This window comes from Pseudomonas sp. Ag1 (assembly GCF_000278565.1).
GTDB lineage: Bacteria > Pseudomonadota > Gammaproteobacteria > Pseudomonadales > Pseudomonadaceae > Aquipseudomonas.
Genome location: NZ_AKVH01000077.1, coordinates 30327 through 56534, shown reverse-complemented (window position 1 = coordinate 56534; position 26208 = coordinate 30327). Strand labels below are relative to the sequence as shown.

Below are 26208 nucleotides of genomic sequence, written 5' to 3'. Positions count from 1 at the left end.
GAGTGGTGGGGCAAAGACCTTTTGGTTACTTTTGGGGCGTTTGCCAAAAGTGACCCGCTGTAAGAGCGGAACCATAAGCGGCCGTTACCTAAATAACGGATATGTACTCAAACAAGATCAAGCATTCCCCGCCAACCTCAACCGAGCCGCCTGAGTAAAATCCAACATCCGCTTCAGCGGTCTAACCGCCTGCGGAATCACCGAAGGCTCAACAAAAATCTCATTACTCCCCTCACGCAAGCACTGCAGCGTACGTTCCAGGGTATTCATCGCCATCCACGGGCAATGCGCACAACTGCGACACGCCGCCCCATTCCCGGCCGTCGGCGCCTCGACAAACACCTTGTCCGGGCACAACTGCTGCATCTTGTAGAAGATGCCCCGATCAGTAGCCACGATAAACGTCTTGTTCGGCAACCGCTGCGCCGCCGCAATCAACTGGCTGGTAGACCCCACCGCATCCGCCAACTCGATCACCGACGTCGGCGACTCCGGGTGCACCAGAATCGCCGCGTCCGGGTACAACGCCTTCATGTCCTCCAACTGCTTGGACTTGAACTCCTCGTGCACGATGCACGCACCATCCCACAGCAACATGTCTGCACCCGTCTGACGCTGGATATAGGTGCCCAGGTGCTTGTCCGGCCCCCAGATAATCGTCTCGCCGTTATCCATCAGGCTTTCGACAATCTCCAGCGCACAACTGGAAGTCACCACCCAATCAGCACGGGCTTTCACCGCCGCCGACGTGTTGGCATATACCACCACCGTGCGCTCAGGGTGCTGATCACAGAATGCCGAGAACTCATCCACCGGGCAGCCAAGGTCCAGAGAGCACGTGGCTTCCAGTGTCGGCATCAGGATGCGTTTTTCAGGCGTGAGGATCTTGGCCGTCTCCCCCATGAATCGCACGCCCGCCACCAATACGGTCTTGGCCGGGTGCGCCGCGCCGAAGCGGGCCATTTCCAGGGAGTCGGACACACAACCACCGGTTTCTTCGGCCAGGGCCTGAATCACCGGGTCGCAGTAGAAGTGTGCCACCAGCACCGCGTCCTGAGCCTTGAGCTCGGCGGCGATGGCGGCGCGGTAGCCCGCCTCTTCTTCGGCGCTCAGCACCTTGGGCTGCTTGGCGTCGAGGTGGGCTTGGACCAGAAGGCGTTCGGAAATTTGCGTCATGTTCGCAAGACCTGCAGGCGCAGTTGCGCGAAAGTCGAGTGTACCACCGGCTCTGGAGCCTTTCGGGCGCCGCCGGACGAAGTGATTGTGTTCATCAAGCACGGTGAAGCTGCGCAAGGCTACAGAATATCGAATGGTTTCAAAAGCCTAATCTGGGATTCGGCCAGGCATGAAAAAGGGAAACCAGGCCAGGGGTTTCCCTTTTTTACAACGACCGGTTTAACCGGGCAAAGCGGACGGATCGTCTTGCAGCAACGCCCACTGATGCATGTTCGCCAGGGCATCCTTCAGGATGGTTTCATCGGCGCCCTTGGCACTCTTGCCTTCCCGCGCCGCATATTCCAGCAGTACCAGGTAGTCGCGATGGCTGGTGGCCTCGTTCGGTACCACGCTGTCTTTAACCAGTCGAGCCATCTCGTATCGCTGGGTGCGGGTGTTCTGGCTGGCGCTTTGGTCCACGGAGGCGTTGGTCAGGAAGCCATCCTTGTAGGTGATGTTCGCCGCACTGCTGGCCTTGTCGTCGACCTGCACATAGAGGTAGTTCTGCGACTCGCGCCTGGTATCGAAAGCCGGCGGCTTCCCGCCATCCAGGCCCTGATGGAAACTGGCCTTGAGGCTTGATCGCTGGACCTGATCGATCGTGCGATTGGAGAGGTCATTGCCGCCGATGCGCGTTTTCTGGGAAATCCCATAGGCAAACGTATCGGTTTCCCCTGGGCGCGCCGGGTTGGGGGAGCTGGCCGCCTGGCTGATGGAGGCCTTGAAATCCGCCAGGCCCGTCAGCAGGCCTTGATCTGCCGCGCTGCGGGTCAGCGGCGCAGGCGCTTTGGCGCTCTGCGGGTAGTTGCTGTTCATGGCGGTAAACGCATCCTTGAACATCGCCATCAGGTCAGCATTGGCCTTGCCCCGCGCCTGGGCCTTGTCGAACTGGGCCAGGTAGCTTTTCAGCGCGATTGCCTGTTGCTTGGCGTTGCCGAGGATGCCGGCGTTCTTCAGGTCGACCGAGAGATTCACTTCCCCCGCCGGGCTACTCATGCGCGTGGTGCGGCCCTGGCTGTCCGCATGGAATGCAAGCGTGAGGTCGTCAGTATTGCTCACTTTCAATTTGCCGCTGAGGTCCACCGAAGCCAATACGCTGGAATCAAACTGCGTCAGCTTGCTCAGCTCGAGTTTCGGCGGCTGGGCGGCCAGGCCGTCGATCGCGTCCTGGAAGGCTTCGCCCAACTTGGCGACTTCCTTGAGTTCGGCGGCGCTGAGGGCGCCACCGTCCACCTTCGCCTGCGCGGCCAAGCCTCCGAACTGGCTGGCCAGGCTGAAGGTGACGGTCTTGCCGCTGGCCGTCTTGACGGTCAGGCTGACCAGGTTGTCGGCCTTGCTGTGCAGCAGCGCCTGTTGAACCTTGAGTTCGGCGGGGCTTTGGGTCCTGGAAGAGCTGGTGCTCAGCGCCGACTGGGAAATGTCGGTACCGCTCTTCGCAAATTGCTCGATCAGGGTAGCGCCCAGGCCGCTGAAGCCTGTGCCTCTGGGCAGTGCAGGGAAATTCGTGCTGATCGCTTTGGTAACCGCATCGTCGCTGCCACTTTCCCAGGCATTGATCGGCCCATGGCCGGGCAATTGGCCGTTGCGGGAATACGTCTCGGCTTGAACGTCTACCGTGACATTGCCAAGGCTGACCACCGAGGAAGGTCGCACGGCAGCGGCGTCCGTTTCTGGCGCCTGCGTAGCTGGCGGGTTAACGGCGGGTCGATTGGTAAGGGCGATGGCGGAGCTGATCGGCGAAAGCCTAGTCATGACGATCCCTGTCTTGAACTGGATTGCAGCCAATTTAACCAAGACAGGGAAGGTTTGGTAGCACGATTGATACAATTGCTAGCAAAGAGCCATGTCAGAAAACTGACTCTTTGCCCTCTTCCGGTGCATCAGAAGCGGTAAGTCACCGAACCGCCGAAACCGTTGGCGCTGTTTTCATACTTGGCGTCGTAGGTCAGCGCCAGTTGCGGATTATTGTCGCGGACCTTGATCGGCTCTTCTTTCAGGTAGGAATAAGCGACGTCGAAGGTCAGGTTATCCACTGGCGTCCAGCCGGCGCCCAAGCTGAACACCGTGCGATCGCCCGTAGGAATACGTACGGACCGGTCGGTGTTGTTGGTGGGCGTCTGGTCCACCGAAAAGCCGGTACGCAGCACCAGTTGCTTGTTCAACTGGTACGACAGGCCGATGGCGTGAGACCAGGTGTCATGCCAGTGCTGTTCTTCGGTGATGGAGTTCAGGCCGGCCAGTTCGGTGGCGAGGTCAGAGACGCCACTGTTGTTGATCGTAATCTTCTTCAACTGGCTCCAGCGGGTGTAGGTGCTGCCGACGTACAGGGTCCAGTCATCGTTGAGTTTATGGGTGACCGAGAAGTCCACGGACGACGGCGTGGTGACATCCAGCTTGGCGTCATACCGCTGCGGGCCGCCATCCACCAGGTCGGTGAGCACCCCCGAGGCGTTGGTTTTGCCCGACAGGTGATACACAACCTGCGAGTGGTAGGTCACACCAATGCGCGTGCTTTCAATCGGCTGCACCAGGATACCGGCGTTGAAACCGGTGGCGGTGTCGTCGCCCTTGACCTTTACGCTTTCCGTGCCGAGGCCAAATGCCGGGACCTTGGAGTCCAGTTCGCCACTGATACGGTTGAAGGTCGGACCGAAGCCCACCGAAACCTTGTCGTTGAAGGCATAGCTGACGGTTGGCTGCACCGTGATGACTTGAACCTTGCTTTTGTTGCCAAAGCCATTGCCCTGGAAGCTGTGTTCATAGTCGGTCACGAGGCCGAACGGCGCGTAGATTCCCAGGCCAAACGCCCAGTGTTCATCAATCGGCGTCACCAGGTAGCCCATCGGTACGGCGATGCCGGGGACCATATCGCCTTTGTTGGTGCCGGGGTTGTCCACGCCACCTTGGCTGGAACTGGCGTCCTTGATGTTCGACTTGGCATCCAGGTAGGTCGCCCCGATGCTCACTTCATTCTGCTTGAGGCGAGACATGCCCGCCGGGTTGCCAAACACCGTGCTGGCGTCATCCGCGGAGGAGGAACGCCCGGCGTAACCGGTCCCCATTGAACTGATGCTTTGTTCGTTGAGGGCAAAACCACCGGCAAACAAGGAAGTGGAGGCAAGGGAAATCGACAGCGCCAAAGCGCTCTTGAAGAGTTTTTTATTCATTATTAGAACTCGAATTATTGGGCAGCGAGGGGAAGCTACCAATCTTCGAGCGGGCAAATTATGAAGAGTTTTTCATGCGCAAAATTGTCCGACAATCCTATTTCTTTCAAAGACTTCGACGGTTTTTCCAGCACTTATTCAGACCCCGGAACCTGAATATGACTGACGGGTTTTAATCTCGCCGTCACGCTTGCAGCAGGCCGGATTGCCTGCCATCGAATAAGCGTGAAGGCGCTGGTGATATAAGTGTCGCAATGACATGATGACGGCCATTTAACACGCGTGGCAGCACTCAAATGAATAGCACTATCGGGACGGGGCCTGAGACAAACAGCCCACCTGAATCTGGCGAGAGTGATTTGTCCGCCGCGGGCCTCAACCACAGCGAAGCCTTCACCGAACGCGTGCTTGCCAGCATCAACGATTGCATCAAGGTGCTGGACCTCGACGCCCGCCTGACCTTCATGAGCGAAGGCGGCAAGCAGATCATGGAAGTCAGCGACTTCAATGCGATCCGCGGCTGCCCCTGGCCCGACTTCTGGCACGACCAGGGCAATCTCGATGCCAAGGCCGCCGTTGAGGCCGCCAAGGCCGGTAGCAATGCCAGCTTTGTCGGCGCTGCCCACACCCTGGCCGGCAACCTTAAATGGTGGCACGTGAACGTCAGCCCGATCATGGGCAGTGACGGCCTGCCGGAGAAAATCCTCTGCGTGTCCCGGGACATCACGCCCCTGCGCGAAGCCGAAGAGTCCCTGCGCAAACTCAACGAGTCCCTGGAACAGCGGGTGGTCGAACGCACTCGCGATCGCGACCGTATCTGGCGTCTGTCGCCGGACCTGATGCTGGTGGCACAACTCGACGGTGTGATCTCCGCCGTGAACCCGGCCTGGACGCGCATGCTCGGCCACGCCGAAAACGACCTGGTGGGCAGCCAGTTGCTGGCCCTGGTTCACCCCGACGACCTGGCCGTCTCATCCTCGGCGGTCAGCCGTTTGGGCGATGGCAAGAACTTCCCCAATTTCAAGAACCGTTACCGCCACCAGGACGGCAGCTACCGCATGATCGCCTGGACGGCCGTGCCCGACAGCGACTACATCCACGCCGTGGGCCGCGACATCCAGGCTGAGGAAGAAGCCAAGGAAGCCCTGCGACTGTCGGAAGACGCCCTGCGTCAGTCACAGAAACTGGAAGCCATCGGCCAGCTCACTGGCGGTGTCGCACATGATTTCAATAACCTGCTGACGGTGATCAAGTCCTGTGCCGACTTGCTCAAGCCACCTGCCCTGAGCGAAGCACGCCGCGTGAAATACGTGGAAGCCATCGCCAGCACGGTCGATCGCGCGGCCCGCCTGACGGCCCAGTTGCTCACATTCGCCCGCCGCCAGGCTTTGCGACCCGAGGTGTTCAACGTCGGCGAAAGTGTAAAGCGGGTGGGCGAGATGATGGACAGCCTGACCGGTTCACGGGTCAAGGTAAGCATCCAGGTGCCTGACGACGCCTGCTTTATCAACGCCGACGAAAGCCAGTTCGATACCGCGCTGGTCAACATGGTGGTGAACGCCAGGGATGCCATGGCCGGCAACGGGCATTTGACCATCACCGTTTCGACGGCAAGCTGGCTACCCTCGGTTCGCGCTCACCCGGTACGCGTCGCCGATTACGTGACCATCGAACTGGCGGACACCGGCTCGGGTATCCCGCCGGAAAAACTCGACGCGATCTTTGAGCCCTTCTACACCACCAAGGGTATCGGCCAGGGCACCGGCCTGGGCTTGTCCCAGGTGTACGGCTTCGCCAAGCAATCAGGCGGGGAAATCCTGGTACAGAGCGAGTGCGGCAGGGGTAGCCAATTTACGCTGTACCTGCCCAAGGTCGAGCCAAGTGCCATGCCGGTACCTCAAGACACCAGCGCTTCGCCCATCATCTCAGGCTTGTGCGTGCTGATGGTCGAGGACAACGCCGATGTGGGCCTGTACACCTCGCAAACCCTGGAACAGATGGGCTTTCACGTGCTGTGGGTGCCGGATGCGAACAGCGCGCTGGAAGCCCTGGCCCCCAACCCGGAAAGCTTCCAGGTGGTGTTCTCCGATATCTCCATGCCCGGCATGAGTGGCCTGGAGTTGCTGGACGCAATCGAAGCCTTGTACCCATGGCTGCCGGTGGTGCTCACCACCGGCTACAACGACGAATACGCGCGTATCGCCCAGGAAGAAGCCAGCCGTTTTGTCTTGCTGCAAAAGCCGTATTCCACCGAGGTGCTGGCCCTGCTGCTGCAAAAAGTCGTCAAGAGCCGCCTGCCCCTGGTCGCACAAGGCTAGACCGCAGGCCGGGTCGTGTCCGGAACATTCCCCATCTCCAGGGCCAGATCCAGCCAGGCCCGCGCCGCCGGTGGCAAGTGCGCCTGTCGCCGCCAAGCCAGGGCGATGTGCCAATCAGTCTGGGGCTCGTCCAGCTGGATCAGGGCGATGCCGGCGTGCAGGTGTTTGTAAGCCAGCATGCTCGGTAGAAACGCGACACCCAGGCCTGCGGCAACCAGGTCGACGATAAAGTCGATCTGCGCACTGCGGGCGGTGATACGCGGGACTACGCCTCTGCGCTCGCAGGCTGTGAGAATGATCCGGTTAAGCGCAAACCCGGCCTCGAACAGAATAAAGGGCGAGTCAGCCAGGTCGGAAAAATCGACGCTTTTACGCCCGGCCAAAGGATGGTCGATCGGCATCACCACCATCAGTGGCTCGACGCGCACATCCTGATATTCAAATTCTCCCGCCACCGGTACCAGCAACGCGGCCAGGTCCACCTCCCCGGCCTCCAGGCATTCGCCCAACTTCTTGCTGCCATGCTCGATCAGCTCGATCTCGATTTCCGGATAACGCTGTCGATACAAGGCAAACATCGCCGCAAACAGCACCCCACTGCCCACCGGCGGCAAGCCGATGCGCAATACACCGCGCTTGAGCCCCAGCAAGTCGTTGATCTCGGCCACCAGGTCACTGCGCTCCGCCAGCAACACCAGCGCTCGGCGGTAGGCAATTTCGCCGGCGGCCGTGAGCTCGCTCTTGTGGCCGATGCGATTGAACAGCGGCGTGCCCAATTCATCTTCCAGAGTCTTGACCGCCTTGCTGACGGTAGACTGGGTGAGCGAAACCACCTCGGCTGCTTGTGAGAAGCTGCCCTGGCGAACTACTTCGACAAAGGCCAGCAACGTACGAAGGTTCATGAGTATTCCGTTTGCGACTTGATTCAAGTTGGAAAAGTTGTTTTTACCATGAAAGGCCTTTGTCTATCCTCACCCCACCGTTTTCTTCACTCGGGGCATCACTGTTCATGATCATTTCGTCTGCATCGGATTACCGCGAAGCCGCCCGCCGCAAACTGCCGCGTTTCCTGTTCGACTACATCGACGGCGGCGCCTACGCCGAACACACCCTCAGGGCCAACAGCTCCGACCTGTCGGATATCAGCCTGCGCCAGCGCATCCTGCGCAACGTCGAAAGCCTGAGCCTTGAAACCACGTTGTTCGACCAGCCATTGGCGATGCCGGTGGTCCTCAGCCCGGTGGGCCTGACCGGCATGTTTGCCCGGCGTGGTGAAGTCCAGGCGGCGAAGGCGGCAGCGAACAAGGGCATTCCGTTTTGCCTGTCGACCGTTTCCGTGTGCCCGATCGAGGAAGTGGCGTCCCAGAGCCCGCAATCGATCTGGTTTCAGCTGTATGTGCTGAAAGACCGCGGCTTCATGAAAAACGCCCTGGAGCGCGCCCAGGCCGCCGGGGTGAAAAACCTCGTGTTCACGGTCGACATGCCCACCCCCGGCGCGCGTTATCGCGACGCCCATTCGGGTATGTCCGGTGCCTACGGGCCGCAACGCCAAATCCTGCAGGCCATGACCAAACCGGCCTGGGCCTTCGATGTGGGCCTGCTGGGTCGCCCCCACGACCTGGGCAACATCTCCAAGTACCTGGGCAAGCCCACCCAACTGAAGGACTACATCGGCTGGCTGGCCAACAACTTCGACCCTTCCATCAGTTGGAAAGACCTGGAGTGGATCCGCGAATTCTGGAAAGGCCCGATGATCATCAAAGGCATCCTCGACCCACAGGATGCCAAGGACGCGGTGAGCTTTGGTGCCGACGGCATCGTCGTATCCAACCACGGCGGGCGCCAGTTGGATGGCGTGCTGTCCACAGCCAAGGCACTGGCGCCTATCGTACAAGCCGTGGGCAGCGATCTGACGGTGCTGGTGGACTCCGGCGTACGCTCGGGGCTGGACGTGGTGCGCATGCTCGCGCTGGGCGCCAAGGGCGTTCTGCTGGGCCGTGCACAGGCTTACGCACTGGCCGCCGACGGGCAGCGTGGCGTGGAGAACCTGCTGGATATCTTCGCCAAGGAAATGCGCGTGGCCATGACGTTGACCGGAGTCACGTCGATCGCCCAGATCGATGAGTCGATCCTGGTGCGCAGCCAGGGTTGATCAGTGCAGCGACCTCGGAGCATCCATTCCGGGGTCGCCCACAGATATTTCTAAATGTTTCTTCATAAAGCCAAACCGTCATTAAACAGACACATTTCAGGAATTAAATCGTCACGTCCCAGGCAGGTGGAGTCCTCCACCTGCCCCCTTCCTTTGAGGTGTCGTCGTGATGTTGCTGACCAAAAAGAGTCTGTCAGTGTTGTTCACTGCCCTGTGCCTGAGTGGTGTCGCTCACGCCACTGACGTCACGGGCGCAGGCTCCAGTTTCGTCTACCCGGTGCTGTCCAAGTGGTCCCAGGAATACAGCAAAAGCTCCAGTGACCGGATCAACTACCAGTCCATCGGCTCCGGTGGTGGTATCGCCCAGATCAAGGCGGCTACCGTGGACTTCGGTGCGTCCGACGCGCCGCTGTCGGCGGATGAACTGAAGGCCGGCGGCCTCGGCCAATTCCCAAGCGTGATTGGCGGCATCGTGCCGGTGATGAACGTCGAGGGCGTTGCAGCTGGCCAGCTGAAACTCGATGGTGATGTGCTGGCGAAGATCTTCCTCGGTGACATCAAGGCCTGGAACGACCCGGCGATTGCCGCCCTCAACCCCGGCTTGAAACTGCCGGGCGCGAATATCACCGTGGTCCACCGCTCGGACGGCTCGGGCACCTCGTACAACTTCACCAACTATCTCTCCAAGGTCAGTGATGGCTGGAAAACCAAAATCGGTTTCGGCACCACCGTGCCGTGGCCGGTCGGTGTGGGCGGCAAGGGTAACGAAGGTGTTTCGGCCTACGTGAAGCAGATCAAGAACTCCATCGGCTTTGTTGAATACGCCTACGCCCTGCAAAACAAGATGACCTACGCCTCACTGAAGAACGCGTCCGGCAAATTCGTCGAGCCCAACGCCAAGGCCTTCCAGGCAGCGGCTGATACTGCCGATTGGGCCAACGCCCATGACTTCAACCTGATCATGACCAACGCACCGGGCGAGAACGCGTGGCCGATCACGGCGACCACCTGGATCATCATGTACAAGCAGGCAAAAAACGCCGAGCAAAGCCAGGCCGCTTTCAACTTCTTCAAATGGTCGTTGGAGAAAGGTCAGCAGCAGGCTGCGGCATTGGACTACGTAGCGTTGCCCGATTCCCTCGTGACCCGGATCGAAGGTTACTGGAAGTCTGACTTCGCCCACTGATCCGCCTCTATAGCCCCCTTCCTCAAGCATGTGCATGCTTGATGGAGGCGGGTGAGCACTTCTGATATGAACGACACCGTGCAACCCCTGGTTATGACTACTCACGCAAGCGACGTGTCGGGTGATAGCCGCGCCGCTCGCGATCAGCGCCACGATCTGTGGTTCAAACGCTCGATGTTCGGAGCCGCGATGCTGGTGCTGCTGCTCTTGGCAAGCATCGCCGCCTCCACCCTGTGGGGCGGTGGCCTGGCCTTCAAGACCTTCGGTTTCGGTTTCATCACCAGCACCGAGTGGGATGCGGTCAACAACCACTTTGGCGCCCTGGTACCGATCTACGGCACCTTGGTCACCTCGTTGCTGGCGTTGCTGATTGCGGTGCCGGTGAGTTTCGGCATCGCGATTTTCCTCACCGAAGTGGCGCCGCCCTGGCTCAGAATGCCGGTCGCCTCCGCCGTTGAATTGCTCGCGGGCATTCCCTCGATTATCTATGGCATGTGGGGCCTGTTTGTTTTCGGGCCCTTTATGGCTGAACACTTGTCACCCTGGATCAACGATTACCTGGGTGCGCTTCCGTTTATTGGATCGCTGTTCCAGGGGCCACCGCTGGGCATCGGGATGCTGACCGCCGGCATCGTGCTGGCGATCATGATCACGCCGTTCATCACGTCGGTGATGCATGAGGTTTTCCGCAGTGTGCCGACTCAATTGAAGGAGTCGGCCTACGCACTGGGCAGTACTACCTGGGAAGTGGTGTGGGACATCGTCCTGCCCTACACCCGTTCGGCAGTGGTCGGCGGGATCTTTCTCGGCCTCGGTCGCGCCCTGGGTGAAACCATGGCCGTGACCTTCGTGCTGGGCAACGCGCAACAGTTCTCCGCCTCGTTGCTGATGCCCAGCAGTTCCATCGCGTCCGTCATCGCCAACGAGTTCAGCGAGGCGTACACCGACCTGCATCGTTCGGCGCTGATCGCCCTGGGCTTCCTGCTGTTTATCGTGACATTCGTGGTGCTGGCACTGGCGCGGCTGATGCTCATGCGCCTGTCCCGCAAGGAGGGCCTATGAGCAGCAACGAACGCCTGTACCGCAAGCGTGCCTTGAAGAACCGGGTGGCCATGCTGCTCAGTTGTGGCGCGACAGTCTTTGGCCTGCTGTGGCTGGCGTGGATTCTGCTGACCACCATCATCAACGGCTTTCAGGCGCTCAACCTGCGCCTGTTTACCGAGATGACGCCGCCACCCGGAACAGACGGCGGCCTGGCCAACGCGTTTTATGGCAGCGCCCTGATGTCCGGGATTGCGCTGCTGATTGGCACGCCCATCGGACTGATGGCCGGTATCTGGCTGGCGGAATTCGCACGGCACTCGCGCCTGGGTACCACGGTGCGTTTCATCAACGACATCCTGCTGTCCGCGCCGTCGATCGTGCTGGGCCTGTTCATCTACACCGGGGTGATCCTGCCGCTGAACCTGCTGACCAATCACCAGGTAGGTTTCTCCGCCATTGCCGGTGCCCTGGCGCTGGCCTTGCTGGTGATTCCGGTGGTGGTGCGCACGACCGACGAGATGCTCCAACTGCAACCTTCCACCATGCGCGAGGCGGCCCTGGCCCTGGGTGTACCCCAGTGGAAACTGACGTTGCAGATCGTGTTGAGAGCGGCCAAGGCCGGCGTGGTGACCGGCATCCTGCTGGCGCTGGCGCGGATTACCGGGGAAACCGCGCCGCTGCTGTTCACCGCCTTCGGCAACCAGTTCTGGAGCAGCAACCTGCTCAAGCCGATTGCCAGCGTGCCGGTGGTTATTTTCCAGTACGCCATGAGCCCCTTCGATGACTGGCACTCCCTCGCATGGGCAGGCGCCTTGGTACTGACGATGTTCGTGCTGGTGCTGAGCTTGCTGTCTCGCCTGATTCTTTTGCGCAATAGGTCCCACTGATGCAATCGACCCGCCTTGATCCTGAAAAAACCAAAATCCGTGTCCGTGGGTTGGAGTTTTTCTACAACAACCAACGTTCGCTGAAATCCATCGACATCGACATTCCGGAAAAACGCATCACCGCGATCATCGGCCCATCGGGCTGCGGCAAGTCGACCTTGCTGCGGGTGTTCAACCGTATCTACTCGATGTACCCGAAGCAGGAAGCCCGCGGTGAAGTGCTGCTCAATGGCGAAAACATCCTCGCCCCCGGCTATTCGATGAACCGCCTGCGCAGCCACGTCGGAATGGTCTTCCAGAAGCCGGTACCGTTCCCGATGTCGATCTACGACAACATCGCCTATGCCGTGCGTCACCACGAAAAGCTGTCGCGCCGGGAAATGGATGATCGAGTCGAGCAAGCCTTGCGCGGCGGCGCGCTGTGGGATGAGGTGAAGGACAAACTCAAACAAAGCGCCCAGAGTCTTTCCGGCGGACAACAGCAACGCCTGTGCATCGCCCGCACCATTGCGCTGCGCCCGCAGGTATTGTTGCTGGATGAACCGACCTCGGCGCTCGACCCGATTTCCACCGGGCGCATCGAGCAGTTGATCACCGAGCTGAAAGAGCAATACACGGTGATCATCGTGACCCACAACATGCAGCAGGCCGCCCGGGTGTCGGACAGCACGGCGTTCATGTTCATGGGCGAACTGATTGAGCATGGCAATACGGATGAGATCTTCACCAAGCCGAAGATGAAACAGACCGAGGACTACATCACCGGGCGGTTTGGCTAGCTTTAACAAAAAAGCCGATTACTCTCTGTCGCGAGAGTGATCGGCTTTTTACTGGGCAAAAAAAAACCCGGAAATCCTCACTTGCGTGGGCCTTCCGGATTTTCTAAACCGCCAAAAATGGTGGGTCGTGTGGGATTCGAACCTACGACCAATTGGTTAAAAGCCAACTGCTCTACCAACTGAGCTAACGACCCGCTGTGTGGTGGCGCGTATAATACTGATTTCTAAGGATTATTCAACACCTTATTTAAAATAAATCAGAAATAACGCGTTGGGTCAGTAATTCCGGCCGCTTGGAAGCCCTCTGCACGCAGTCTGCAGCTGTCGCATTTCCCACAAGCGCGACCATCAGTGTCTGCCTGATACCAGGAAACAGTCAGCGAGTAATCAACGCCAAGTCCTACGCCTGCCTTCACGATATCGGCCTTGCTGCGGTTCTGCAGCGGCGCCAGGATGCGAAAGCCCTGCCCTTCTACACCGGCCTTGGTCGCCAGGTTGGCCATGCGCTCGAACGACTCGATGTACTCGGGACGGCAGTCCGGGTATCCGGCGTAGTCCAGGGCGTTGACGCCGATGAAGATGTCGCGGGCATTGAGCACCTCGGCCCAGCCGAGGGCCAGGGACAGGAAGACCGTGTTGCGTGCCGGCACGTACGTCACCGGAATGCCTTCGCTGGGGCCTTGCGGCACGTCGATGGAGCTGTCGGTCAGCGCCGAGCCACCCATGCCGTCGAGATTCAGGCCGATCACCTTGTGCTCCACCGCGCCCAGGTCTCGGGCGACACGGGCGGCAGCGTTCAGTTCGGCACGGTGACGCTGGCCGTAGTCGAAGCTCATGGTGTAGCAGCTGTAGCCTTCTGCACGGGCCATGGCGACCACGGTCGCGGAGTCGAGGCCGCCGGACAGCAGGATCACCGCACGCTTTTGATCAGTCATCTCAGCGCCCCGGCTCGTCGTTCCACAGGTACTTGTGCAGCTGCAGTTGCAGACGCACCGGAAGGTTGTCTGCAACGACCCAGTCGGCCAGGTCGCGAGCATTCAGGTCATGATGGCTGGGGGAAAACAGCACTTCGCCGGCCCGGCGGTCCAGGCCATATTGGATCAGCTTGGAGGTCGCCCAGTCGTAGTCTTCACGGGAACAGATGACGAACTTGACCTGATCGTTGGCCGTCAGCAGCTCAATGTTCTCGTAGCGGTTGCGGTGCACTTCCTTGGAGCCTGGGGTCTTGAGGTCGACGACTCGGCTGACCCGAGGGTCGACTGCAGAGATATCGAGGGCGCCGCTGGTTTCCAGGGACACCTCGTAGCCGGCATCGCACAACTGCTTGAGCAAGGGAATGGCATTGGGCTGTGCCAGGGGCTCGCCACCCGTGACGCAGACATAACGCGGCCGGTAACCGGCCACCTGCTCAAGGATGTCTTCAAGGGTGCGCACGGTGCCGCCGCTGAAGGCGTAGGCGCTGTCGCAGTACTGGCAACGCAGCGGGCAACCGGTGAGGCGCACAAATACAGTGGGCAGCCCGGCGGTGCGCGTTTCACCCTGCAACGAGTAAAAAACTTCGGTGATACGTAATGTGTCTTGCATAGTCGCCACGGGCGTAACAGCTAAACAGGCTGTCCGCCTCCGTCAGGCACTTCGAGGAATTCCGCCAACGCGTAAACCCCAGGAAGCGTGTTTCATAAAAGGGCGTGGATTCTAACGAAAAAACCCGCGCAGGGCGCGGGTTTCTTCTGAACGGGTTGCGACGCTTACATGCGTTGCAGATCCCGCTGAGCCAACTGGGCCGCAGAGGTACCCGGATATTGGGCCACCACCTGCTGCAGAATGCCTTTGACCTTGTCGGTATGACCCAGGCGGCGTTCTACGTCAGCCAGTTTGTACAGCGAATCCGGCACCTTGGCGTGCTTGGGGTACAGCTGGCTGACCTTGGCAAATGCCTGGCCTGCGCCCTGCAGATCACCCTTGGCCAGGTTCACCTCACCCAACCAGTACTGGGCGTTGCCCGCGTACTGGCTGTTCGGGTATTTGCGCAGGAATGCGGTAAAAGCCTGGCTGGCCTTATCGAAATCCTTGGCTTTGATCAGGTCGAAGGCTGCATCGTAATACAGCTTTTCCTTCGCCGGATCACCCGGTTCGCTGCTGGCGGCAGGGGCTTGGCTGGCAGCCGCGGCCCCTGCTGCTGCACCACCGGCGGCGCTTGCGGCGCCACCGGCAGAAGAATTATCAGGAGTAGCGGCTGGTGTAACGCCGGCTCCAATGCGTCGATCAAGATCCTGGTAACGCTCCAGGCCTTCTTGCTTCAGCTGGTTCACTTGATTCTGCAGAACCTCAATCGTGCCTTGTTGCTGCGACAATTGATCCTGCATGCGTTGCAGCTGGTTGAACAGTTCGCCCTGTGCCGAAGGCGCGGCAGTTGCCGCGCCCCCGGCATAGGCGCCGTTCGTGCCATAACCCGCTGGCGGATAACTGCTCCCGCTATTGTTATAGCCAGAGTTGCTATCTTCCACAGGAACCGCAGCCCACACCGCAAGCGGTGCCAGGCTGAGAGCCAATACAGTTAGAGCACGACGGCACGTTCGCATGACGAATTACTTACGCAGTTCGACGCGACGGTTTTGAGCCCAGGACTGCTCGTCGTGGCCAGTAGCAACTGGACGCTCTTTACCGTAGGAAACCAGTTCCAGTTGGCCTGGAGCAACACCTTGCAGAACCAGGTAGCGCTGAACGGCTTTCGCACGACGCTCGCCCAGTGCCATGTTGTACTCACGAGTACCACGTTCGTCGGTGTTACCTTCCAGAACAACGCGAGCGCCGTTAGCTTTCAGGTCCTTCGCGTGAACGTCCAGAGCGCGCATGGCTTCTGGTTTCAGGTCCGAACTGTCGTATTCGAAGTAGAAAGTGGTGATAGCGCGCAGAGCAGCTTCTTCGCTCAGGGAGCCGTCAACTGCACCAGTGTTAGCGCCGTAACCAGCGTTTGGATCAACAGCTGCGCCTTCACCGGCATTGTCGCCGCCTTTAGACGAGCAACCAACGGCTACGGACAGAGCCAGAGCCAGAGCAGCAAACTTACCAAACTTCAGCATTTCCATCGTGAAACTCCTAATGAACCCCAGTGTGTTAAGTACTTCTTTTTGTAGCGCCGCGTCAGTTCAGGTAAGGGGACCAGGACGGTTCTCTGACTTCGCCTTGAGCGGTAGGAAGCGGGAGCCTTACGCGTCCATTAATGGACACGAGCATCAAGACTCCCCGGCCCTGCTGGCGGGTGGCGTAGATTACCATGGTGCCGTTGGGCGCAACAGTAGCTGACTCATCAAGGTTGGTATCTGTAAGGATTTTTACGGTTCCACGCTGCAAATCCTGGGCCGCAACCCGGAAATTAGTGAAACCATCCTGACGGTGAATCATCACCAACGTCTTTTCATCAGCCGAAAGCTTCGGTGCAGCGTTGTAGTTACCAATAAAGGTCACTCGTTCGGCGCCGCCGCCGTTGACGCTGGTTTTGTAGACTTGCGGCTTGCCGCCACGGTCGGAGGTGAAGTAGATGGTCGAGCCATCCTTGCCCCAGAACGGTTCGGTGTTGATGCCCGGGCCGCTGGTAACACGGCTCAGTTGGCGCGAAGCCATGTTCATCACGTAGATGTCCGGGTTGCCATCTTTGGACAGCACGAATGCCAGGCGTGAACCATCCGGCGACCAGGCTGGCGCGCCATTCAGGCCTTCGAAGTTGGTGATCTGCTCACGGCGACCGGTATCGATGTGCTGGACGAAGATCCGTGGACGCTTCTGTTCAAAGGACACGTAGGCGATACGCTTGCCATCTGGCGCGAAACGCGGCGACAGGATCGGCTCACGGGATTGCAGCAGCGTCACTGCACGAGCGCCGTCATAGTCGGAGCGCTGCAAAGTGTAACGAGTGTTGTCTACCGAAAAACGCTCGGCCGTTACATAGAGCAAGCGCGTGGAGAAGGCACCCTTGATCCCGGTCAGTTTTTCAAACGACTGGTCGGAGATGTAGTGCGCCATGTCCCGCAGCTGATCCGTGGTGCCCGACACGCTGCCGGTCAGCACTTGCTGCTCGGTCGCGACATTGAACAGGGTGTACTGGATCTGCAGGCGACCGCCGGCGGGCGTGATGCTGCCCACCATCAGGTACTGGGCGTTCAGCGCTTTCCAGTCACGGAAGATGACTTCGCTGGCCTGGGTCGGCTGGCTGATCATGTTGCCTTTGTCGATCGGTGCGTAGTAGCCGGAGTTGCGCAGGTCATCGCTGATGATCTGCGACATGTCGTCCGGCAGCACGCTGCCGCCCTGCCAGCCAAACGGCACAACGGCGATCGGGGTGGCCCGATCGCTACCGCTGGTGACCAGGATGTTCTTTTCATCCGCCGCCGCTATCCCTGCCATGCAGCAAATAACGACAAGCATTCCTCGAAGAAGGTTTCTCACAAGGCTAGATCCTCAGGTGTGAATGTCATCTTGAATGAACGGTAGGGAGCGAAGTCGCTTGGTTTCATTCCCTGCATCTCGGTCAACCGGCCAATGTTCTTGACCGCTGCTACCGCCGAACTGTCGAACGAACCGTCGCCACTGGACTTGGCCACGCTGACCGAAGTCACCGTACCGTCCGGCAACATGCCGATCTGCAGCACTACTGTCATGCCTTTACGTGCCGAAGGAGGACGGGTCCACCCTTCCGCTGCCCGTGAACGAATCAGGTCGTCGAAACTGCCCGCGACTTCATCACCACGTTCATCGGCCAAGGCTTGCTGGCGCTGCGGCGTGTCGGAAAGCAAATCGGCCAAGGCCTGGGCCTTTTTGTCTTCGGTCGATTTACGCGCTGCTTCCTGGGCCTTTTTCTTGGAGGCATCGGCGGCAGCTTTCTTCTTCGCATCGTCGGCGATCTTCTTCTTCGCCTCGTCAGCTTCAGCTTTCTTCTTGGCGTCGTCCGCGGCTTTCTTCTTCGCGTCTTCGACTATCTTTTTCTTCGCGTCTTCAGCGGCCTTTTTCTTGGCCTCTTCTTCGGCAGCCTTCTTGGCTTCTTCTTCAGATTTCTTCTTGGCTATATCAGCCAATTGTTTCTCTTCAGCCTTCTTGGCTTCGGCAGCTTTATCGGCTTTCTTGGCTTCATCAGCCTTTTGCGCCTCTGCAGCTTTCTTCGCCTCGTCAGCCTTTTTCGATTCCTCGGCCTTTTGAGCCGCCTCTTCTTTCTTTTGTTCCGCAGCAGCCTTCACCGCTTCCTGCTCGACCTTCTTCTGTTCCATCTGCTCGACTTCAGTCTGGCGCGCAGCCGACTTCTGGGCCTCACCCGCAATCTTCTGATTGGTCTGGGTGGTGGCCTGGCTTTTCGATTTCAGCTGATACAGGGTCGCCTGCACGATCGGCTTGGCTGGCGGCAGGTCCGGGGTCATGGCAAAGCTGACGAACAGCATGCCAAACACCAGGACGTGCAGGGCAATTGCCCAGACGCTAGGCCAGAAGTAGCTTTCCGAGGCGGACGGCTCTCGCTGTTGGTGCATCAGGGCGCCTCGGTAATCAAGCCAACATTACCGACCCCGGCCTTCTGCAGCCCGCCCATGGCGCCCATGACGGAGCCGTAGTCGACGACCTTGTCGCCGCGAATGAACACCTGGGTGTGCTTGCCACCTTCGTTGCCGGCGCGAATGATCTTGGTCACGGCATCAGTCATCTGCGGCAAGGTCATGGCCTTGTCCTGCTGTTTCTGAGTGTCGACTTCGCTGCCAAGATTCCAGTAATAGGTCTTGTCAGCCTTGATCGAAATGGTCAGGACCTGGGTGTTGTTGTCCTGCGGCAAGGCTTCGCTGGAAACCTTGGGCAGATCAACCTTCACGCCCTGATTGAGCATCGGCGCGGTCACCATGAAGATAACCAGCAGCACCAGCATCACGTCGATGTAAGGCACTACGTTCATCTCGGCGACCGGCTTGCGCTTTTTGCGAGCTCGAGCGATTAAAGCCATTGGGAATTACCTGCTTATTCTTCGCTGGTGTGCACTTTACGGTGCAGGATCGCCTGGAATTCATCGGCGAAGGTGTAGTAACGGCTGATCAAGGTTTCGCCACGAGCGGCAAAACGGTTGTAGGCGATTACTGCGGGAATAGCTGCGAACAGGCCGATGGCGGTGGCGATCAGCGCTTCGGCGATACCCGGGGCCACGGTGGCCAGGGTCGCTTGCTGGGCCTGGGCCAGGCCGCGGAAGGAGTTCATGATCCCCCATACGGTACCGAACAGGCCGATATACGGGCTGACGGAACCTACGGTGGCGAGGAACGGCAGGCTTTGCTCAAGCTTTTCTTCTTCGCGGGAGATGGCGACGCGCATGGCACGGGCCACGCCTTCCATGACCGCTTCCGGGTCAACGCCTGGCTGCTGGCGCAGACGGGAGAATTCCTTGAAGCCGGCGCGGAAGATCTGCTCGACGCCCGAATCCGGGTCCGGGTTGCTGCCCGCCTGGCGGTACAGCTTGGACAGGTCGATACCCGACCAGAAGCGCTCTTCGAAGCTCTCCAGGGCACGTCGACCAGCACGCAGCAGGTTGCTGCGCTGAAAAATCATGACCCAAGAGGTAACCGATGCGGCTACCAGGACCAGCATCACCAGTTGAACCACGACACTGGCATTGCTGACCAGGCTCCACATGGAGGAATGGTCGACGACGGTAGGTTCCACGCTAAATCTCCTGCTCTGAATGTTTACCCGCGCCGCTCACGCCGGCAAAGGCCGCGCGTAGAGTTTCGGGAATGGCCCGGGGTTTCAAACTATTGGTGCGAACACAGGCCACCAGGAACTGCCCCTCACAGAGCAGCGTTGCATCCGTAGCCCGCCTGACCTGCTGTTTAAAGCGCAGGCTGGCACGGTTCAATTCGGTTATTTCTGCGCTGACCAGCAGTTCATCGTCCAGTCGCGCCGGCGCGTGGTAACGCGCCTCGCTGGAATGCACGACAAACAACAGGTCCTCCCCTGCCAGCTGGGATTGGGCAAAGCCCAGCTCCCGTAGCCGCTCGGTTCGAGCCCGCTCCATGAACTTTAGGTAATTGACGTAATAAACGATGCCGCCAGCATCGGTGTCCTCGTAATAAACGCGACAGCGATGTGCGAACGACTGATCCCCGTTTTGCGCGCGCATACTCTAGTGCTTACTCCTCAGGTTGCCAATCCGGCCAGGCAACTGTTTTTCATTCTGTGGCACATTTCTAACGAAAGAATGACGACGCCAGCCACTAGGACAGCACAAACTCCGAATAAATCGAATCGCCAAGCGTTTTTAATCGTCTACTGCATCGAGGAATTCGTCTACTACGGGCATCTCGCCCAATCGTGACGGAATGTTTAACCCAAAGTGCAGATACGCATGCCGGGTGACCACACGCCCCCTTGGCGTGCGCATGATGTAGCCCTGCTGAATCAGATACGGCTCCAGTACATCCTCAATCGTATGCCGCTCTTCGCTGATGGCGGCGGCGAGGCTGTCCACGCCCACCGGGCCGCCATCGAACTTCTCGATCATGGTCAACAGCAGGCGCCGGTCCTGGTGATCAAAGCCATGCTCATCCACATCCAGCAGGTTCAGCGCCAGGTCTGCCACGGGCTTGGTGATATGCCCCTTGGCCCGCACTTCGGCAAAGTCGCGCACCCGGCGCAGCAGACGGTTGGCAATCCGCGGGGTACCACGGGCGCGGCGGGCGATTTCAAAGGCGCCTTCCGGGTCCAGGGGCAAGCCAAGGATGCTCGCCGAACGGCTGACGATGGTGGCCAGATCCGCCGTGCTATAGAACTCTAGACGTTGAACAATCCCGAAACGGTCTCGCAGCGGGTTGGTCAGCATGCCCGCACGGGTGGTCGCACCCACCAGCGTGAACGGTGGCAGGTCGAGCTTGATCGAGCGCGCCGCCGGGCCTTCACCGATCATGATGTCCAGCTGGAAGTCTTCCATGGCCGGGTACAGTACTTCCTCGACGATGGGCGAAAGCCGGTGGATCTCGTCGATAAACAGTACGTCGTGGGGCTCCAGGTTGGTCAGCAGCGCCGCCAGGTCGCCCGGGCGCTCCAGCACGGGGCCGGAGGTGGACTTGATCGACACGCCCATTTCCTGGGCGATGATGTTGGCCAGGGTGGTCTTGCCGAGCCCGGGCGGGCCGAAGATCAACGTGTGGTCCAGGGACTCGCTGCGCCCGCGCGCGGCCTGGATGAACAGCTCCATCTGCTCGCGCACGGTGGGCTGGCCGATGTATTCGGCAAGGCTCAGGGGGCGAATCGCCCGGTCCTGGATTTCTTCACGATCACGAGGCCCGGTGGCCGCGATCAGACGATCAGCTTCAATCACTTAAATCATTCCCTTCAGGGCGCGGCGGATCATGTCTTCGCTGCTCAGGTTCTTGTCCTTGATGGCTGACACGGCCTTGCTCGCCTCTTGCGGCTTGTAGCCCAGGGAGATCAGCGCGCTGACCGCATCGCTTTCAGCGCTGGCCACCGGCACACCCGGCGCATCAGGCTGGTTGGGCACCAGGGCAAACATGCTCGGCACAACCTCCCAGGCCTTGAAGCGGTCTTTGAGCTCCACCAGCAGGCGCTCGGCGGTTTTCTTGCCAACGCCCGGTACCTTGGTCAGCGCGGACGTGTCCTGGGCCGACACACAGCGCACCAATTCATCCACTTCCAGGCTCGACATCAGCGCCAGCGCCAGCTTCGGCCCCACGCCGTTGAGGCGGATCAGCTCACGGAAAAAATCCCGGTCACGCTTGCCAACGAACCCATAGAGCAATTGCGCGTCTTCGCGCACCACCAGGTGAGTGTGCAGGGTCAGCGGTTCACCGACCGACGGTAAGCGGTAGAGGGTGGTCATGGGCACTTCAAGCTCATAACCCAGCCCGTTTACATCCAGAATCAGGTGCGGTGGCTGTTTCTCAGCCAGGGTGCCGCGCAAGCGTCCAATCACGTTCGAATCCTTAAGAATCGGCTCAAATCAAGGCCTGGCCGGTAATAACGCGGGCATGCCGGCCGACAGCACAGGCCGTTCATGCACCCCACGCAGAATGAATGCGCTGATGCTATCAGAGACGCAGCCGGCCGCCACGACTGCGTGCGGTCCCCAAGCCATGGGGCATCAGGCTGGAACGGGTATGGGCATGGCAAATGGCAATGGCCAGGGCGTCGGAGGCATCGATTTGCGGTTTGGCGGTGAGTTTGAGCATGTGCATGACCATCATCATCACCTGCTCTTTATTGGCAGCACCGGTACCGACCACGGCTTGCTTGACCTGGGTCGCGGTGTATTCAGCGATCTCCATGCCCTCCTCGGCTCCGGCCACAATGGCCGCACCGCGGGCCTGGCCGAGCTTCAGGGCGGAGTCGGCGTTTTTCGCCATGAACACTTTTTCGATGCCCATGGTCACCGGCCCATAGGTCTGGATCACTTCACGCACGCCGCGATACACGATCTGCAAGCGCTCGGCCAACTCGCCGGCGCCGGTACGGATACAGCCCGACGCCACGTACACGCAGCCTCGCGGGGTCTGTTGGACCACGCCAAAGCCGGTGATTCGCGAACCGGGGTCGATACCAAGGATTAGAGTCATAACGCCTGCAGTTGGATAAAAAATTCTTGATATAGCCAAGATCAAAATGTGGGAGCGGGCTTGCTCCCGAAGGCGGTGTATCAGTCACCGTATTGACTGACTGACACGCCGCCTTCGCGAGCAAGCCCGCTCCCACATTAGATCTGCATCATCCTTCAGCCTAGCTGTTCAGCCACCGATTCCGGAATATCGGCATTGGAATAGACGTTCTGCACGTCATCCAGGTCTTCAAGCATGTCGAGCATCTTGAGTACCTTCTGCGCCCCGTCCAGGTCCAGCTCGGCGCTGGTGGTCGGCAGCATCACGATTTCCGCGTCGGTGCCTTTGAAACCAGCCGCTTCCAGGGCGTTACGCACCGAATAGAAGCCCGCGAACGAGGTGAACACGTCGATGGAACCGTCTTCGTTGGTCACCACGTCGTCGGCATCGGCCTCCATTGCCGCCTCAATCAGCGCATCTTCATCCACGCCAGGCGCGAAGGAAATCTGCCCCTTGCGCTCAAACAGGTAGGCTACCGAACCGTCAGTGCCGAGGTTGCCGCCACATTTGCTGAACGCATGGCGCACGGCAGCCGCGGTACGGTTGCGGTTGTCGGTCATGCACTCGACCATCACCGCCACGCCACCCGGGCCGTAGCCTTCGTAGCTCAACTCGACCATGTCGTCGGTATCGGCCGCACCGGCACCACGGGCCACGGCGCGGTCGATGATGTCGCGGCTCATGTTGGCGCCGAGGGCTTTGTCCAGGGCCAGGCGCAGGCGCGGGTTGGAACCCGGGTCACCGCCACCCTGGCGCGCGGCAACGGTCAGCTCGCGAATCCACTTGGTGAAGATCTTGCCTTTCTTGGCATCCTGACGCTCTTTGCGGTGCTTGATGTTCGCCCACTTGGAATGGCCAGCCATAACACAACTCCGAAATTCTGTAGAAACCTGTCGATCCCGCCCCAGGCGGGACTTCCCTCTTTAACGTGCAGCCCTTGTAACGCAAAGGCGCATCCGAAGATGCGCCCTTAGCTGACAATGTAAAACCTTATCGCGCTTTCACGCTGCGGCCTTACTCAGCCTTTGGTGTCTCGCGCAGACGGATATGCAGCTCGCGCAGTGCCTTGGCATCCACCACACCCGGCGCTTGCGTCATGACGTCGGCAGCACTTTGGGTTTTCGGGAAGGCAATCACTTCACGGATCGACTGGGCACCGGTCATCAGCATCACCAGACGGTCCAGGCCGAAGGCCAGGCCGCCATGGGGTGGCGCGCCGTATTTCAGGGCGTCGAGCAGGAAGCCGAACTTCTCTTGCTGCTCATCTTCGTTGATGCCCAGCAGGCGGAAGACCGATTGCTGCATTTCCTTGCGGTGGATACGGATCGAACCGCCACCCAGCTCGGTGCCGTTGAGCACCATGTCGTAGGCACGGGACAGAGCGCCAGCCGGGTTGGCTTCCAGCTCTTGCGGCGTGCACTTCGGCGCGGTGAACGGGTGGTGCAGTGCGCTGAAGCTGCCGTCGTCGTTTTCTTCGAACATCGGGAAGTCGACAACCCACATCGGCGCCCACTGGCAGGTCAGCAGGTTCAGGTCGTTGCCGACCTTGATCCGCAGTGCACCCAGCGCTTCGCTGACGATCTTCGACTTGTCGGCACCGAAGAACACGATGTCGCCGTCAACTGCGCCAACACGATCCAGGATCACATTGAGGTTGGCTTCAGGGATGTTCTTGACGATTGGCGACTGCAGGCCTTCAACGCCCTTGGCGCGCTCGTTGACCTTGATGTACGCCAGGCCCTTGGCACCGTAGATGCCAACGAACTTGGTGTAGTCGTCGATCTGCTTGCGCGGCATGCTCGCAGCGCCAGGCACGCGCAGTGCGGCGATACGGCATTTCGGGTCGTTGGCCGGGCCGCTGAACACCTTGAAGTCGACATCTTTCAGTTGGTCTTCAACGTCAACCAGTTCCAGCGGGTTACGCAGGTCTGGCTTGTCGGAACCGTAACGGCGCATGGCTTCTTCGAAGGTCATGTGCGGGAATTCGCCGAACTCCAGGTTCAGCACTTCCTTGAACAGGTTGCGGATCATCTGCTCGGTGATGCCCATGATCTCTTTTTCATCGAGGAAACTGGTCTCGATGTCGATCTGGGTGAATTCCGGCTGGCGGTCGGCCCGCAGGTCTTCGTCACGGAAGCACTTGGCGATCTGGTAGTAACGGTCGAAGCCGGCGACCATCAGCAGTTGCTTGAACAGCTGTGGCGATTGTGGCAAGGCGAAGAAGGAACCGGCGTGGGTACGGCTCGGCACCAGGTAGTCGCGGGCGCCTTCCGGGGTAGCACGGGTCAGGATCGGCGTCTCGACGTCGAGGAAGCCGTTCTCGTCGAGGAAGCGACGGATGCTGGTGGTCATGCGCGAACGCAGGCGCAGCTTCTCGGCCATTTCCGGGCGACGCAGGTCCAGGAAGCGATAACGCAGGCGGGTTTCTTCGCCAACGTCAGAGAACTCGTTCAGCGGGAACGGCGGAGTTTCCGACTCGTTCAGCACTTCCAGTTCGTAACCCAGCACTTCGATCATGCCCGACGCCATGTTGGCGTTGGTGGCACCGGCCGGACGCAGGCGAACCTTGCCGGTGATCTTCACGACGTACTCGCTGCGCACGCGATCGGCGGCGGCGAAGCTCTCGGCGCGGTCCGGATCGAACACCACCTGGGCCAGACCATCACGATCACGGATATCGAGGAAGATCACCCCGCCGTGGTCGCGGCGACGGTGAACCCATCCGCAAAGGGTGATTTCCTGACCTTCCAGGGTCTCGTTCAGTTGGCCGCAATAGTGGCTGCGCATCATGATAGTGGTTTCGCTTCTCGTAATTCGAAATTCGGTGGAGGCCCGCCTCATCACCGTACAGCTAAGTCAGGTGACGGATAATGCAGGAGCCTGCGCGTAGAGTTCAACTCAGTCTGCTTTGTCGCCGCCGGCCAGATTCTTCTTCGAACCGGTCTTGAAGTCGGTCTCGTACCAACCGTTGCCACTCAGGCGAAAGCCCGGCATGGACAACATCTTCTTGAGCTCCGGTGCCTGGCAGGCAGGGCAATCGACCAGCGGCGCTGCGCTGATCTTTTGAATGGCTTCCAACTGATGACCACAGGAAGCGCATTGATAGTCGTACATGGGCATGGAGATGTCTCGGCGATCAGATCATTACTGCGCCACGCCCTGCCCTGGCTCTATCCTGTGGGAAAGTCCCGGCATGCGCAGCAAAGCCCGGGATTATATCTGGTAAATCGAGGCTGTGCAGCCGTAGCGGCGCGCTGCTCTTTATATAGATGACTGCAGCAGGCTTCTGCCGGGCGCCCGACCCGGGGCAATCCCGGGACGGGCGCCCGGCACAAGGTTCATGCAGGGTCCGGCTGGACACTGGGCGCGACAAGCCGCCCTTTCAATACATGCACCACGCAAACCACCCTGACCAGACCGCTGAAGTTCTTTACACCGCCATAACGCAAGTGCACTTCCCGGTCCACGTAAGACAGCAGCGCACTGACCGAACACGTATTGATCCTGGCGATCTCCGCGAGGATATTCCAATACACCTCTTCGAGCCGCAAACACGTCGAAAAACCATTAAGCCGAACCGATCGGGACAATGGCCTGGCCAAGTTCATATCGAACCCCTTGGCAAAGAGATCTACCTTTATCTTGTGCAATCCGCACGTTTCCATAACTCCATTACCTGCTCCGCGTGACATACACTTGACACTCCATTGCCTGACGGCCACTCATGTTCTCGTTGGCCGTTGAGCTATAAAACATCAAGACGACAAGTGCAGCCAGAAGACAGGGAGCCGATCACCGTAGGACAAGCCAACGCGCGTATCAGGAAGC

Annotated in this window: 26 protein-coding genes and 1 tRNA gene; 6 read left to right on the top strand and 21 right to left on the bottom strand. The window is 59.6% G+C overall.

What is annotated here, in order from left to right:
• Positions 1-117: 117 nt before the first annotated feature.
• From nadA to A462_RS25605, 3 genes are all read right to left on the bottom strand, one after another.
• Positions 118-1176 (bottom strand): quinolinate synthase NadA, encoded by a 1059-nt coding sequence (nadA, locus tag A462_RS25595; RefSeq protein ID WP_003209852.1) that lies wholly within the window; start codon positions 1174-1176, stop codon positions 118-120.
• Positions 1177-1395: 219 nt separating this feature from the next.
• Positions 1396-2967: a lactate dehydrogenase gene (locus A462_RS25600; protein WP_238544215.1), complete on the bottom strand. Its 1572-nt coding sequence runs from the start codon at positions 2965-2967 to the stop codon at positions 1396-1398.
• A gap of 128 nt (positions 2968-3095) precedes the next feature.
• Positions 3096-4382 (bottom strand): OmpP1/FadL family transporter, encoded by a 1287-nt coding sequence (locus A462_RS25605; protein ID WP_008432395.1) that lies wholly within the window; start codon positions 4380-4382, stop codon positions 3096-3098.
• A 359-nt stretch (positions 4383-4741) separates the two neighbouring features.
• Between A462_RS25605 and A462_RS25610 the strand changes: the two genes are divergently transcribed.
• Positions 4742-6700 (top strand): hybrid sensor histidine kinase/response regulator, encoded by a 1959-nt coding sequence (locus A462_RS25610; RefSeq protein WP_008432392.1) that lies wholly within the window; start codon positions 4742-4744, stop codon positions 6698-6700.
• Here A462_RS25610 and A462_RS25615 read toward each other — a convergent pair.
• Positions 6697-7602: a LysR family transcriptional regulator gene (locus A462_RS25615; RefSeq protein WP_003209844.1), complete on the bottom strand. Its 906-nt coding sequence runs from the start codon at positions 7600-7602 to the stop codon at positions 6697-6699. The two genes, A462_RS25610 and A462_RS25615, sit on opposite strands and share 4 nt — an antisense overlap.
• A gap of 107 nt (positions 7603-7709) precedes the next feature.
• Between A462_RS25615 and lldD the strand changes: the two genes are divergently transcribed.
• From lldD to pstB, 5 genes are all read left to right on the top strand, one after another.
• Positions 7710-8852 carry an FMN-dependent L-lactate dehydrogenase LldD gene (lldD, locus tag A462_RS25620; protein ID WP_003209842.1) on the top strand — a complete coding sequence of 381 codons (1143 nt, stop codon included), beginning with the start codon at positions 7710-7712 and terminating at the stop codon, positions 8850-8852.
• A 169-nt stretch (positions 8853-9021) separates the two neighbouring features.
• A complete protein-coding gene (gene pstS, locus A462_RS25625) occupies positions 9022-10038 on the top strand; it encodes a phosphate ABC transporter substrate-binding protein PstS (protein ID WP_003209841.1) in 1017 nt (338 codons plus the stop codon).
• Positions 10039-10104: 66 nt separating this feature from the next.
• A complete protein-coding gene (gene pstC, locus A462_RS25630) occupies positions 10105-11100 on the top strand; it encodes a phosphate ABC transporter permease subunit PstC (protein WP_003209839.1) in 996 nt (331 codons plus the stop codon).
• Positions 11097-11969, top strand: coding sequence for a phosphate ABC transporter permease PstA (pstA, locus tag A462_RS25635; RefSeq protein ID WP_003209837.1), 873 nt, complete (start codon positions 11097-11099; stop codon positions 11967-11969). Before pstC ends, pstA begins: the two co-directional genes overlap by 4 nt.
• Complete coding sequence (pstB, locus tag A462_RS25640; RefSeq protein WP_003209835.1) at positions 11969-12748, top strand: phosphate ABC transporter ATP-binding protein PstB; 780 nt, start codon at positions 11969-11971, stop codon at positions 12746-12748. Before pstA ends, pstB begins: the two co-directional genes overlap by 1 nt.
• A 118-nt stretch (positions 12749-12866) precedes the next feature.
• On the opposite strand, the gene A462_RS25645 is transcribed toward pstB, so the two are convergent.
• The 17 genes from A462_RS25645 to A462_RS25725 form a co-directional block, all read right to left on the bottom strand.
• Positions 12867-12942, bottom strand: a tRNA-Lys gene (locus tag A462_RS25645).
• A 63-nt stretch (positions 12943-13005) separates the two neighbouring features.
• On the bottom strand, positions 13006-13683 hold the full coding sequence (gene queC, locus A462_RS25650) for a 7-cyano-7-deazaguanine synthase QueC (protein ID WP_008432387.1): 678 nt from the start codon (positions 13681-13683) through the stop codon (positions 13006-13008).
• 1 nt (position 13684) lies between these two features.
• Positions 13685-14332 carry a 7-carboxy-7-deazaguanine synthase QueE gene (gene queE / locus A462_RS25655; protein ID WP_003209831.1) on the bottom strand — a complete coding sequence of 216 codons (648 nt, stop codon included), beginning with the start codon at positions 14330-14332 and terminating at the stop codon, positions 13685-13687.
• Positions 14333-14496: 164 nt separating this feature from the next.
• On the bottom strand, positions 14497-15330 hold the full coding sequence (gene ybgF, locus A462_RS25660; protein WP_023659229.1) for a tol-pal system protein YbgF: 834 nt from the start codon (positions 15328-15330) through the stop codon (positions 14497-14499).
• Positions 15331-15336: 6 nt separating this feature from the next.
• On the bottom strand, positions 15337-15837 hold the full coding sequence (gene pal / locus A462_RS25665; RefSeq protein WP_003209827.1) for a peptidoglycan-associated lipoprotein Pal: 501 nt from the start codon (positions 15835-15837) through the stop codon (positions 15337-15339).
• A 55-nt stretch (positions 15838-15892) separates the two neighbouring features.
• On the bottom strand, positions 15893-17173 hold the full coding sequence (tolB, locus tag A462_RS25670; protein WP_032868196.1) for a Tol-Pal system beta propeller repeat protein TolB: 1281 nt from the start codon (positions 17171-17173) through the stop codon (positions 15893-15895).
• A gap of 17 nt (positions 17174-17190) precedes the next feature.
• On the bottom strand, positions 17191-18264 hold the full coding sequence (tolA, locus tag A462_RS25675) for a cell envelope integrity protein TolA (RefSeq protein ID WP_003209823.1): 1074 nt from the start codon (positions 18262-18264) through the stop codon (positions 17191-17193).
• Positions 18264-18716, bottom strand: a complete 453-nt coding sequence (gene tolR, locus A462_RS25680; RefSeq protein WP_161635741.1) for a protein TolR — start codon at positions 18714-18716, stop codon at positions 18264-18266. Before tolR ends, tolA begins: the two co-directional genes overlap by 1 nt.
• A 23-nt stretch (positions 18717-18739) precedes the next feature.
• The gene (gene tolQ / locus A462_RS25685) at positions 18740-19435 is read right to left on the bottom strand and encodes a protein TolQ (RefSeq protein ID WP_003209819.1); all 696 of its coding nucleotides are present in this window, start codon (positions 19433-19435) and stop codon (positions 18740-18742) included.
• 1 nt (position 19436) lies between these two features.
• Positions 19437-19892 (bottom strand): tol-pal system-associated acyl-CoA thioesterase, encoded by a 456-nt coding sequence (gene ybgC / locus A462_RS25690; RefSeq protein WP_008432379.1) that lies wholly within the window; start codon positions 19890-19892, stop codon positions 19437-19439.
• A 138-nt stretch (positions 19893-20030) separates the two neighbouring features.
• Complete coding sequence (ruvB, locus tag A462_RS25695) at positions 20031-21089, bottom strand: Holliday junction branch migration DNA helicase RuvB (protein ID WP_003209815.1); 1059 nt, start codon at positions 21087-21089, stop codon at positions 20031-20033.
• Complete coding sequence (ruvA, locus tag A462_RS25700) at positions 21090-21701, bottom strand: Holliday junction branch migration protein RuvA (RefSeq protein ID WP_003209814.1); 612 nt, start codon at positions 21699-21701, stop codon at positions 21090-21092.
• A gap of 115 nt (positions 21702-21816) precedes the next feature.
• Entirely contained in the window at positions 21817-22341 is a 525-nt protein-coding gene (gene ruvC / locus A462_RS25705; RefSeq protein WP_003209812.1) for a crossover junction endodeoxyribonuclease RuvC, read from the bottom strand.
• Positions 22342-22496: 155 nt separating this feature from the next.
• Positions 22497-23243, bottom strand: coding sequence for a YebC/PmpR family DNA-binding transcriptional regulator (locus A462_RS25710; protein WP_003209810.1), 747 nt, complete (start codon positions 23241-23243; stop codon positions 22497-22499).
• Positions 23244-23394: 151 nt separating this feature from the next.
• On the bottom strand, positions 23395-25170 hold the full coding sequence (gene aspS / locus A462_RS25715) for an aspartate--tRNA ligase (RefSeq protein WP_003209808.1): 1776 nt from the start codon (positions 25168-25170) through the stop codon (positions 23395-23397).
• Between the two features lie 108 nt (positions 25171-25278).
• The gene (locus A462_RS25720) at positions 25279-25500 is read right to left on the bottom strand and encodes an FmdB family zinc ribbon protein (RefSeq protein WP_003209804.1); all 222 of its coding nucleotides are present in this window, start codon (positions 25498-25500) and stop codon (positions 25279-25281) included.
• A 218-nt stretch (positions 25501-25718) separates the two neighbouring features.
• Positions 25719-26072: a ribbon-helix-helix domain-containing protein gene (locus A462_RS25725; RefSeq protein WP_032898965.1), complete on the bottom strand. Its 354-nt coding sequence runs from the start codon at positions 26070-26072 to the stop codon at positions 25719-25721.
• Positions 26073-26208: the final 136 nt, after the last annotated feature.

What these genes read in the sequence shown, in the direction of transcription:
- pstA (WP_003209837.1), top strand. Translation starts at nt 11,097, where the DNA reads ATGAGCAGCAACGAACGCCTGTACCGCAAGCGTGCCTTGAAGAACCGG.
- A462_RS25720 (WP_003209804.1), bottom strand. Translation starts at nt 25,500, where the DNA reads ATGCCCATGTACGACTATCAATGCGCTTCCTGTGGTCATCAGTTGGAA.
- pstS (WP_003209841.1), top strand. Translation starts at nt 9,022, where the DNA reads ATGTTGCTGACCAAAAAGAGTCTGTCAGTGTTGTTCACTGCCCTGTGC.
- aspS (WP_003209808.1), bottom strand. Translation starts at nt 25,170, where the DNA reads ATGATGCGCAGCCACTATTGCGGCCAACTGAACGAGACCCTGGAAGGT.
- queC (WP_008432387.1), bottom strand. Translation starts at nt 13,683, where the DNA reads ATGACTGATCAAAAGCGTGCGGTGATCCTGCTGTCCGGCGGCCTCGAC.
- tolA (WP_003209823.1), bottom strand. Translation starts at nt 18,264, where the DNA reads ATGCACCAACAGCGAGAGCCGTCCGCCTCGGAAAGCTACTTCTGGCCT.
- queE (WP_003209831.1), bottom strand. Translation starts at nt 14,332, where the DNA reads ATGCAAGACACATTACGTATCACCGAAGTTTTTTACTCGTTGCAGGGT.
- lldD (WP_003209842.1), top strand. Translation starts at nt 7,710, where the DNA reads ATGATCATTTCGTCTGCATCGGATTACCGCGAAGCCGCCCGCCGCAAA.
- ruvC (WP_003209812.1), bottom strand. Translation starts at nt 22,341, where the DNA reads ATGACTCTAATCCTTGGTATCGACCCCGGTTCGCGAATCACCGGCTTT.
- pstB (WP_003209835.1), top strand. Translation starts at nt 11,969, where the DNA reads ATGCAATCGACCCGCCTTGATCCTGAAAAAACCAAAATCCGTGTCCGT.
- pstC (WP_003209839.1), top strand. Translation starts at nt 10,105, where the DNA reads ATGAACGACACCGTGCAACCCCTGGTTATGACTACTCACGCAAGCGAC.
- ybgF (WP_023659229.1), bottom strand. Translation starts at nt 15,330, where the DNA reads ATGCGAACGTGCCGTCGTGCTCTAACTGTATTGGCTCTCAGCCTGGCA.
- nadA (WP_003209852.1), bottom strand. Translation starts at nt 1,176, where the DNA reads ATGACGCAAATTTCCGAACGCCTTCTGGTCCAAGCCCACCTCGACGCC.
- tolB (WP_032868196.1), bottom strand. Translation starts at nt 17,173, where the DNA reads ATGCTTGTCGTTATTTGCTGCATGGCAGGGATAGCGGCGGCGGATGAA.
- pal (WP_003209827.1), bottom strand. Translation starts at nt 15,837, where the DNA reads ATGGAAATGCTGAAGTTTGGTAAGTTTGCTGCTCTGGCTCTGGCTCTG.
- A462_RS25605 (WP_008432395.1), bottom strand. Translation starts at nt 4,382, where the DNA reads ATGAATAAAAAACTCTTCAAGAGCGCTTTGGCGCTGTCGATTTCCCTT.
- A462_RS25725 (WP_032898965.1), bottom strand. Translation starts at nt 26,072, where the DNA reads ATGTCACGCGGAGCAGGTAATGGAGTTATGGAAACGTGCGGATTGCAC.
- A462_RS25615 (WP_003209844.1), bottom strand. Translation starts at nt 7,602, where the DNA reads ATGAACCTTCGTACGTTGCTGGCCTTTGTCGAAGTAGTTCGCCAGGGC.
- A462_RS25600 (WP_238544215.1), bottom strand. Translation starts at nt 2,967, where the DNA reads ATGACTAGGCTTTCGCCGATCAGCTCCGCCATCGCCCTTACCAATCGA.
- ybgC (WP_008432379.1), bottom strand. Translation starts at nt 19,892, where the DNA reads ATGCGCGCGCAAAACGGGGATCAGTCGTTCGCACATCGCTGTCGCGTT.
- A462_RS25710 (WP_003209810.1), bottom strand. Translation starts at nt 23,243, where the DNA reads ATGGCTGGCCATTCCAAGTGGGCGAACATCAAGCACCGCAAAGAGCGT.